At 34.7% G+C, this 9,252-nt stretch carries 9 protein-coding genes and 1 pseudogene; 8 read left to right on the top strand and 2 right to left on the bottom strand.

Annotated features, from left to right (window positions below; all coding sequences use genetic code 11):
* A partial coding sequence (locus tag ACIQ0D_RS09470) for a tetratricopeptide repeat protein (protein WP_395805008.1) occupies nt 1-2,507 on the bottom strand: 2,507 nt, incomplete at its 3' end.
* A 342-nt stretch (nt 2,508-2,849) separates the two neighbouring features.
* Between ACIQ0D_RS09470 and ACIQ0D_RS09475 the strand changes: the two genes are divergently transcribed.
* The 8 genes from ACIQ0D_RS09475 (at nt 2,850) to ACIQ0D_RS09510 (ending at nt 8,963) form a co-directional block, all read left to right on the top strand.
* Nucleotides 2,850-3,089: an AtpZ/AtpI family protein gene (locus tag ACIQ0D_RS09475; protein ID WP_395805010.1), complete on the top strand. Its 240-nt coding sequence runs from the start codon at nt 2,850-2,852 to the stop codon at nt 3,087-3,089.
* A gap of 400 nt (nt 3,090-3,489) precedes the next feature.
* A complete protein-coding gene (atpB, locus tag ACIQ0D_RS09480; protein WP_395805012.1) occupies nt 3,490-4,626 on the top strand; it encodes a F0F1 ATP synthase subunit A in 1,137 nt (378 codons plus the stop codon).
* A gap of 48 nt (nt 4,627-4,674) precedes the next feature.
* A complete protein-coding gene (atpE, locus tag ACIQ0D_RS09485; RefSeq protein WP_395805024.1) occupies nt 4,675-4,884 on the top strand; it encodes an ATP synthase F0 subunit C in 210 nt (69 codons plus the stop codon).
* A 75-nt stretch (nt 4,885-4,959) separates the two neighbouring features.
* Nucleotides 4,960-5,472 (top strand): F0F1 ATP synthase subunit B, encoded by a 513-nt coding sequence (locus ACIQ0D_RS09490; RefSeq protein WP_395805014.1) that lies wholly within the window; start codon nt 4,960-4,962, stop codon nt 5,470-5,472.
* Between the two features lie 49 nt (nt 5,473-5,521).
* Nucleotides 5,522-6,061, top strand: coding sequence for an ATP synthase F1 subunit delta (gene atpH / locus ACIQ0D_RS09495; protein WP_395805016.1), 540 nt, complete (start codon nt 5,522-5,524; stop codon nt 6,059-6,061).
* A gap of 87 nt (nt 6,062-6,148) precedes the next feature.
* Nucleotides 6,149-7,723: a F0F1 ATP synthase subunit alpha gene (atpA, locus tag ACIQ0D_RS09500; RefSeq protein WP_395805018.1), complete on the top strand. Its 1,575-nt coding sequence runs from the start codon at nt 6,149-6,151 to the stop codon at nt 7,721-7,723.
* Nucleotides 7,724-7,820: 97 nt separating this feature from the next.
* Nucleotides 7,821-8,702, top strand: coding sequence for an ATP synthase F1 subunit gamma (atpG, locus tag ACIQ0D_RS09505; protein ID WP_395805020.1), 882 nt, complete (start codon nt 7,821-7,823; stop codon nt 8,700-8,702).
* Nucleotides 8,703-8,753: 51 nt separating this feature from the next.
* A complete protein-coding gene (locus tag ACIQ0D_RS09510) occupies nt 8,754-8,963 on the top strand; it encodes a hypothetical protein (RefSeq protein ID WP_395805022.1) in 210 nt (69 codons plus the stop codon).
* A gap of 99 nt (nt 8,964-9,062) precedes the next feature.
* Here the strand turns inward: ACIQ0D_RS09510 and ACIQ0D_RS09515 are convergent.
* Nucleotides 9,063-9,252, bottom strand: a pseudogene (locus ACIQ0D_RS09515) (gliding motility lipoprotein GldB); the annotation flags it as partial.

The following is a 9,252-nucleotide window of genomic DNA, read 5'->3' on the forward strand; positions in this document are numbered from 1 at the left end:
TGATCGGCTATTGATTTTAATTGATGTTTAATTGAATTGCCCGAGAAATTGACGCGGTTAAACTGACCTATTCCAAAACGGGATGAGCTTAAATTCAGAGTAGGATCAGAAACATTTACTATAAAATAATAATCGCCAGGATCATTTAGCTCAAAGAAAGTTTCAATTGGCTCGATTTTACTCTTTGGCTCCTCATTTTTGGGTTCTTGAACGGCTAATTTTTCAGCTTTGGTATTTTTTGGTTCCTCGACAACTATTTTTACGGGTTCTAGGGCTTTTTTCTCTTCTGATTGCGCTGACTTTGTTATTACTAAAGGCTTTTCCACTACTTTTTCTACAATCACTGGCTTTTTAATCACTGGCTCTTGATTAGTAGGTTCTTCAATCACAAAATTTAGGATGGTTTCATTGTCTAATAAGGCAAATGGGCGATTAGCAATTTCGGTTCTATTGGAATCAATAAATGCTAATTGTAATTTAATTAATGGTACAATCAGTATGTCTTCCGGGTTTGAATCAACAATATTTTTAAATGAATCTTCAAGCTTGTCTAGCTTTTCCAAATGTCCTAATGCAAGTGAATTTAAATAGGCTAATTGGGCTGGAATTTTCTCTTCTCCTAACTTATTGCTCTTCTCTTCAATTGATTTTAATACGTCAGAATATTTTTTATCGGTATATAAATCATACACATCATTGTAAAATTGATTGAAGGCCATTTCCTTCTCGTCATTTTTCTGATTATAGTCAGGATCAAGAATGATTTTTGCAAATGGTGATTCCGGAAATTGATCTAAAAGAATGCTTTTGTATTTGTCTGAAAGCTGCATATTTGCACCTTTGTAAAGCCTATATAAATTATAGTAAACAGCCAATTTGTTCGGATCTTCCGGAAATCTTTGTAGAAGTTCTTCATATATATCGATTGCTTCTAAAGTATCATTAGTTACTTCTCGGTAATAATTGCCAATATCATACATAGCAGATCCGATTTTTTCATTTGACACTTTTTTCATTTCCTCACTTAATGGAATTGATTCAGTTAATGCTTTTTTCAATGAATCAATATTTACTGATGCGCTTGGAGCAGATATTTCTTTGAAAGGCTCATTAATTGGAACTTGGTTATTTGCTAAAGTATTAGAAATATCTGCAGCTGATTTTTGGCTTCGTCTCCAATTATCTTCTAGTTTTCTTGTCCCCCAAATCTTTTTAAAATCTACAATCCCTTGATTTAATGCAATGGTATTATTAAAATAGAATTTTGTATTTCCGCCGCTGCTCGTTGATCTAGTAGCTGGAAGTCCGGATTGGCTATTGTCAATTTTAGCTTGAGCTTTAATTAATTCTTGCTCGGCTAGGGAGTTAATTTTTTCATTTCGCACATTTTCTGGCAATTTTGCAAGCATTTGAAGGGTGTCTTCCTTCGCGATAGTGGATAAGCGATCAGCAAGTAACTCAATATTATCAGCTTTCTTTTTTATTTGTGCATAGTCAGGATAGATACTTGGAAGAGCTACAAGGGTGCTATCATAGTAAGCTTTCGATTGGATATAGTCACTATCATTAAAATAAATTTCAGCCAGTTTTAAATAGGCTAATCCCTTTTGAATCACATTCTGTGTGCTTTTTGAGATCGCATTATTGTAGTTTTCAATCGCTTTTTCAATGTTATTTTCCTCTGCGTAGCTGTTCGCAATTTGAAAATAAATTTGATCAAGAAAATCAATGTTTTTGCTATCTTTTAATAGGGCAGCAATTTGTTTTGTTCTATTTTGTGGATCTAGGCTAACTTTGTTTTTAAGATTAATTGAGCTTAATTTGGCATTAAAAGCCATTTCAAAGGAAGCATTGCTCTTTAAAACTCTGGTATAGTTTTTATATGCATCTTCTGCCTGCCCGTTTATTTGCTGAAGCTGAGCTAAAAGGTAAGTCCAGCGTATTTTATTTGACTTACTTGTTTTAGAACTAATAGCTTTTTCAAGCATATTAATCGCCTGAAGATCTTCCTTCGCATAGATATGTAGTTGCGCACGGATAGCGAAAATATCTGCGACAGACTTTTTCTCTGTATTTACGTATTTTAAAGCAGAATCAATGGAGCTATAGGCTTCCTCTAACCTGTCGGATGCTATTAATGATCTGGTTTTCCAGGATAAAGAGGCTTGTTTAATTTCTTTTTCCTTCGGATAATTTTGGTAGACATAATCAAAAAATTCAACGGCATTAAAAAAATTAGACTTTAAATGATTTGCCTTTCCGATTAGTAAATAGGCTTCATCTACATATTTACTCTGAGATTTCTCATTTGCAATGGTGTTTGCCTTTAATATTGCTTGATCTAATTTGCTTAACTCTCCTTGTGAGTTGCTTTCATTAGCTTCTTTGAAAACAGAGATAATTCGGTCATAATCATCGGAATGAGCCAATTCAATATTTCTCTCACTTTCATTTACAATTTCATTAGCATTATAAAGAATGTTGAAATGGGCAGTCAGATTTTGCATATTTCTGCTCGCAACAGTCTCTTTTTGGGGATTGCAGGAAGAAAAGCTCAATCCAATAGCTAAGCTTAAAAATAAAAATTGTCGTATAACTTGATTTTTTGATCTCAAATTAATTTTCTTTAATTAGTATAACAGAAACTATGCAAAGATATTTTATCAGAACGGAATTGCAGTCATAAATATAAACTCTTTATCTAAGAAATTGTTAGATCAGCTCATATCAAATGGTAATTTAAATAGGAGGATGCGTGTTTTATTAAAATTAGACATTTATTTTTCCTGTTTTTGATTTTTTTCGCAATGCAAGGCTTTATTTTAATAATTTTGTAGCATTAGTTTTCAATGATGGAAGAGGAAAGAAAAAAGCCAAATTCTGACAATTCTAAAGGTCAGTCTTATGCAAATTTTGCAAAATACACGGGTGTAGCTTTCCAAATGATGGCCATTATTGGAGGATCAGCATTTATAGGATACAAAATTGATCAATATTATGATCATAAAGTTCAATATGTTACGGCTATAGCTTGTGTTTTGGGCGTATTTTTATCCATTTATCAAACTATCAAACAATTGAAAACATGAGTTTTAATCGCTTTATAATTTATTTTATTCTGTTTAACCTGTTTTTAGCTGCTGCTCCCTTGTTGGCTGATTGTTTTTTTTCAGAAAGAGGCGTTTTAATCCCTAAATTTTGGTCGATGTTTGGGATATTCTCATTCATTACTTTCAATATTTATATAGTTGCTTCTTGGAGAATGAGAATAAGTGACCAAGCTTCTGCACAGGCACTACTCGCAAGCATTACAGTAAAAATGCTTTTTTGCATGATTATAGCCTTTGTTTATATTCAAAATTACACCTTTGATCCGATTTATTTCGTGGTCAATTTTTTTTATCTGTATTTCTTTCATACAGTGTTTGAAATATATTGTTTGTTGTGTAACTTGCGCAACCAAAAAGTTATGTAAATTCCTTATAATAAATGGATTTGAGCCATATTTCTAATACAAAAAAATTCTTCAGCCTTGCATTTTATGCGGTTTTCTTTTCGCTATTGAGTTTTTCTGCTTTTTCAGAAGAGCATGCAGCAGCAGATTCTTCTAAGGTTTCAGCTACTGAACAGCATGTTGAGGAAGCAGACGAAGATATTTCTGAAGTTATTCTTCACCATATTGCAGATTCACACGAGTGGCATTTTTTCGGCCATGTTTATATTCCGCTTCCAGTAATTCTTTGGACGGATAATGGACTAAAGACTTTTCTTTCAAATAAATTTGGTCATAATGATCATGGGACTGAAATCTTAGATCTAGAGGGTACAAAGCTTGTGAATTATCATGGCAAGTATTATTATCCATCTGATGTTAAAAGTGCTAATGGCACTTTCATTACTTATGATGCAGAGGGAGGGGTTTTGAATAAAAAGCCGCTCGATATATCTATCACTAAGAACGTTGTTTCACTACTTATATCTGTTACAATTCTTCTAATTGTTTTTATTGGCGTTGCTAATTCATATAAAAAGAGAGAGGGTAAAGCACCTAAAGGAATGCAATCTTTGTTGGAGCCGATTATTTTATTTGTTAGGGACGATATTGCAAAGCCACAATTGGGACATAAATACAGAGGTTTTATGCCTTATTTATTGACGATATTTTTCTTCGTTTGGTTAAATAACTTATTGGGATTAGTTCCTTTCTTTCCGGGAGGAGCAAACGTGACTGGAAACATCGCGGTAACGATGATGTTAGCACTTTGTACTTTTGTTTTAACTACAGTTAATGGAAATAGAAATTATTGGGGACACGTATTTACACCACATGTTCCATGGTGGTTATATCCATTAATGATTCCAGTAGAGATTGTTGGATTAATCGTGAAGCCTGTAGCATTGATGATACGTTTATTTGCAAACATTACAGCGGGTCATATTTTGATTTTAAGTTTAATATCTTTGATTTTTATATTAAAATCAGTATTTGTCGCAGGTATCGCAATCCCATTTGTATTATTTATCAGTGTGATTGAATTGGTGGTAGGTTTTATTCAGGCATTCATTTTCACTATTTTGTCGGCCTTATTTATAGGTATGGCGGTGGAAGAGCATGTTGAGCATTAATTTGAATTATTTTTTGTTTTATATATATATTTTAAAAATCAGACTATGATCGTAGGAAGTATCGCAGGTATCGGTGCAGGTTTAGCCGCTATCGGAGCAGGCATTGGTATTGGTAACATTGGTGGAAAAGCTATGGAAGGTATGGCTCGCCAACCTGAAGCAGCATCTAAAATTCAAACAGCTATGTTAATCGCGGCAGCATTCGTTGAAGCGGTAGCATTATTTGCTGTGGTTGTTGCGTTCTTAGGAACAAGGTAAACTAAAAAAATGAGGCCTGTGCGATTGGCACCGGCCTTATTTTATTATTTTGATTGATTATTAAACAATAAACAAATGATATTACTGGCATTAAATCCATTGGTTACTCCGGATCCGGGCTTATTCATCTGGTCGACAGTTACTTTTTTAATACTGTTTTTCCTTCTAAGCAAGTTTGCTTGGAAGCCTATAGTTAAGGCTCTTGATGAGCGTGAGCGTTTTATCGAAGATTCTTTGGCAAAGGCTGAAATGGCGAAAGCTGAAATGGCTAAATTGATTAGTGAAAACGAAGATCTTTTAAAGGAAGCGCGTTTAAAGCGTGATGAGATTTTGAAAGAGGCGAAAGAGATTAAAGATCAGATCGTTAATGATGCTAAAGAACAAGCTAAAACCGAAGGTTCTAAGCTTATTGAAAAAGCAAAAACCGAGATTACTAATCAGAAGCTTGCCGCAATGGCAGAAATAAAAAACCAAGTTTCTAGCTTGTCTATTGAGATTGCTGAGAAAGTTTTGCGTAAGCAATTCGAAGATCATGGAAAACAAGAGGCACTTGTAAACGACCTTCTGAAAGAAGTAAAACTTAATTAAGAATTTTGTTAATCTAATTTGATAAGACAATAAATTAACAAATCGAATTATGTCAGAAATACAAGTTGCATCGCGTTACGCAAAAGCTTTAATTGATCTGGCGGCTGAGCAAAATATTGTTGAGCCGGTTAAGAAAGATATTGAGTTATTTATTGATACCTGTAAAGCCAATGCAGAACTTCAAGCTATTCTAAAAAATCCGATTATTAGCCTTGAAAAAAAAGCGAATATTTTGGATGCTATATTTGGTGATAAGCTGAATAAAATGATTCTTGAATTTTTCAAAATAGCAATCAGGAAGGGTCGTTCGGGTGTTTTATTTGCTTCAGCAAAAGAATATGTTAATCAGTATAATGTTCTGAAAAATGTAGTGAAGGCAACAGTTACTTCCTCTTCAGCTTTAAGTAAAGAAAATATTAGTCAGATTGAAGCAGTAGTAAAAGAAGCAACTAAAGGTGAAGTAATTCTTACTTCTCATGTTGATCCTGCATTAATTGGTGGCTTTATTCTTAAAGTTGGCGATAAACAATTTGATACAAGCTTGTCGGGTAAACTCAACAAACTTAAAAAAGAATTTCAACAAAATTAATTACCCCAATCCCATAATAGGGCAAAAATTGCTTCCAATAGGGGTGGGAGCGTAAGATTTACAATATAAAACTCAAAAAATACTACTATGGTAGAGGTAAGACCAGATGAAGTTTCGGCGATTTTAAGACAACAACTGTCAGGCTTTAAATCGGAGGCCGAGCTCGAAGAGGTTGGTACTGTGTTACAGGTGGGTGATGGTATTGCTCGCGTATACGGTTTAACAAAAGTTCAATCAGGTGAGCTGGTTGAGTTTGAAAATGGTTTGCAAGGTATCGTTTTGAACCTTGAAGAAGACAATGTAGGTGTCGTGTTACTTGGTGCTTTTGATGAAATCAAAGAAGGTGCTACGGTAAAACGTACTAATAAAATTGCTTCTATCAAGGTTGGTGAAGGTATGCTTGGCCGAGTTGTTAATACTTTAGGTCAGCCAATAGATGGCAAGGGACCAATTACAGGTGATACTTATGAAATGCCTTTGGAGCGTAAAGCACCAGGTGTAATTTATCGTCAGCCAGTAACTGAACCATTGCAAACTGGTATCAAAGCGATTGATGCGATGATTCCAATTGGTCGCGGACAGCGTGAGCTTGTAATTGGTGATCGTCAGACTGGTAAGACTGCAGTTTGTATTGATACCATTATCAATCAAAAAGAATTTTATGAAGCAGGAAATCCTGTATTCTGTATTTATGTAGCTATCGGTCAGAAAAACTCTACTGTAGCTCAAATATTAAAGGTATTAGAAGAAAATGGTGCTTTACCTTACACAGTAATCGTTGCAGCTTCTGCAGCTGATCCTGCTCCAATGCAGTTTTACGCTCCATTTGCTGGTGCTGCAATTGGTGAGTTCTTCCGTGATACGGGTAGACCAGCACTAATTGTTTATGATGATCTTTCTAAGCAAGCTGTTTCTTACCGTGAGGTATCTTTACTTTTACGTCGTCCTCCAGGTCGTGAGGCTTATCCAGGTGACGTATTCTACCTTCACAGTCGTTTGTTAGAGCGTGCTGCAAAAATTAATCAAAATGATTCTATCGCTCAGTCAATGAACGATCTTCCTGAATCTATTAAGCACATCGTTAAAGGTGGAGGTTCATTAACGGCTCTGCCAATTATTGAAACTCAAGCTGGTGACGTTTCTGCATATATCCCAACTAACGTGATTTCGATTACCGACGGACAGATATTCCTTGAGTCTAACTTGTTTAACGCTGGTGTTCGTCCCGCAATTAACGTAGGTATCTCGGTATCTCGTGTAGGTGGTAACGCACAAATCAAGTCGATGAAGAAAGTTGCCGGTACGCTAAAGCTTGACCAAGCTCAATATCGCGAATTAGAGGCCTTCTCTAAATTCGGTTCTGATCTTGATGCAGCAACAAAATTAGTACTTGATAAAGGTGCTCGTAACGTTGAATTGTTAAAGCAAGCGCAGTTTGCACCTGAAACAGTTGAAAAACAAGTAGCTATTCTTTATGTTGGTACCAAAAACTTAATGAGAAATGTACCTGTAAATAAAGTTAAAGATTTTGAATTTGAGTTTATCCAGCAGATTGAACAACGTCATCCTGAAGTTTTACAAGGGCTAAAAGCTGGTAAATTGGATGATAGCATTACAACTGTTCTTGAAACTGTGGCTAAGGAGCTTAGCGGTAAATATTAATTGAGATATGAGATAATAGATGTGAGATTTGAGGTACGTCTCACATTTCACATCTCACATCTCAGGTCTCACATCTCACATCTCACATCTCAATAAGATGGCAAATTTAAAAGAAGTAAGAAATCGTATAGCATCTGTAACCTCAACTCAGCAGATTACTAAAGCCATGAAAATGGTTTCAGCAGCTAAGTTGAAAAGAGCAACAAGTGCAATTGTTCAGTTGCGTCCTTATGCGAATAAAATGAGGGATATTTTATCCAATTTATCTGCTACCATGGATGGATCAAACTCTCCTTTTACTCAAGAACGTGAGCCGAATAAGGTTTTGATTATTGCTATTTCTTCAAATCGTGGTTTGGCAGGTGCATTCAATATGAATGTAATTAAAACTACCAATAACTTGATTAATGATAAATATTCTGAACAATTTCGCCAAGGTAATGTACATATCGTTGCCATCGGTAAGAAAGTTCAAGATTTTTATGAGAAACGTAAATACAATGTTATTGGTAATAATAACGACCTTTTCTCTGATTTAACCTTCGAAAATACCTCAAAAATTACTGAGTCTGTCATGGCTGGATTTCAGAAAGGTGAATATGATCGTGTGGAGTTGGTTTACAACCAGTTTAGAAATGCAGCAGTGCAAATTCTTACTACAGAACAATTATTACCTGTACCTAAGTCGGATATGACTAATTTGACTTCTTCTCAAACTGATTATGTTTTAGAACCATCACAGGAGGAAATTGTAGAACAACTAATTCCGAAATCTGTAAAAACTCAAGTTTTTAAAGCTGTTTTAGATTCTCATGCTTCAGAACATGGTGCTCGTATGACTGCAATGGATAAGGCTACTGAAAATGCTGGCGACTTATTAAAATCGCTAAAATTATCGTATAACCAAGCCAGACAAGCAGCAATTACAACCGAATTAACTGAAATTGTAAGTGGGGCAGCAGCATTATCTAACGGATAATTAAATTTTAATTACAATATTTTGTAAATTTGTATTTCTAAATAAACTGAAATGGAAGATTCTTTAAATAAAAATAACTCAACTGCAGAAGCTAATAATCCTTCACACTACAAAACTATTGTTTTAGGTATTGCTATCGGTTTAGTAGGTATTTTTCTACGCTTTACAGGCGATTGGCCGATGATAAGCATCGTTTCTAATGTACTTTGGGTACTTGGATCAGTAATTTGCTTAAGAGCTGTTCTTAGAATTTTAAAATAGTCTTAAATTATATAAAAAAGGCTCATATCCTAGTGGTTATGAGCCTTTTCTGTTTTATAGCACAGCCAAATAATATTTTCAATAAATATTGTACGCTTCTTATCTCGGCTTATACTTCGATTCGTTAAGAATTTTTTGTGCATCATTTTCGTTCATTAACTGCTGTAAAGTTAACTCTGGATTTTTATCCATATACTTCTTTACAATTTGCCAGCCAGTCCAAATTCCTAATTTAGGTGCAGAGTCAGATTTTTCGCCAATACCAGGTGTGAAGGGCGCCTCAGCTATA

Origin of the sequence: Daejeonella sp. (assembly GCF_044342615.1) — a bacterium.
Lineage (GTDB): Bacteria > Bacteroidota > Bacteroidia > Sphingobacteriales > Sphingobacteriaceae > Daejeonella.

Bases quoted from the DNA above. Each gene is read 5' to 3' on its own strand.
- atpH (WP_395805016.1), top strand. From the start codon at position 5,522: ATGTCAGAAATACAAGTTGCATCGCGTTACGCAAAAGCTTTAATTGAT.
- atpG (WP_395805020.1), top strand. From the start codon at position 7,821: ATGGCAAATTTAAAAGAAGTAAGAAATCGTATAGCATCTGTAACCTCA.
- ACIQ0D_RS09475 (WP_395805010.1), top strand. From the start codon at position 2,850: ATGATGGAAGAGGAAAGAAAAAAGCCAAATTCTGACAATTCTAAAGGT.
- ACIQ0D_RS09490 (WP_395805014.1), top strand. From the start codon at position 4,960: ATGATATTACTGGCATTAAATCCATTGGTTACTCCGGATCCGGGCTTA.
- atpA (WP_395805018.1), top strand. From the start codon at position 6,149: ATGGTAGAGGTAAGACCAGATGAAGTTTCGGCGATTTTAAGACAACAA.
- atpB (WP_395805012.1), top strand. From the start codon at position 3,490: ATGGATTTGAGCCATATTTCTAATACAAAAAAATTCTTCAGCCTTGCA.
- ACIQ0D_RS09510 (WP_395805022.1), top strand. From the start codon at position 8,754: ATGGAAGATTCTTTAAATAAAAATAACTCAACTGCAGAAGCTAATAAT.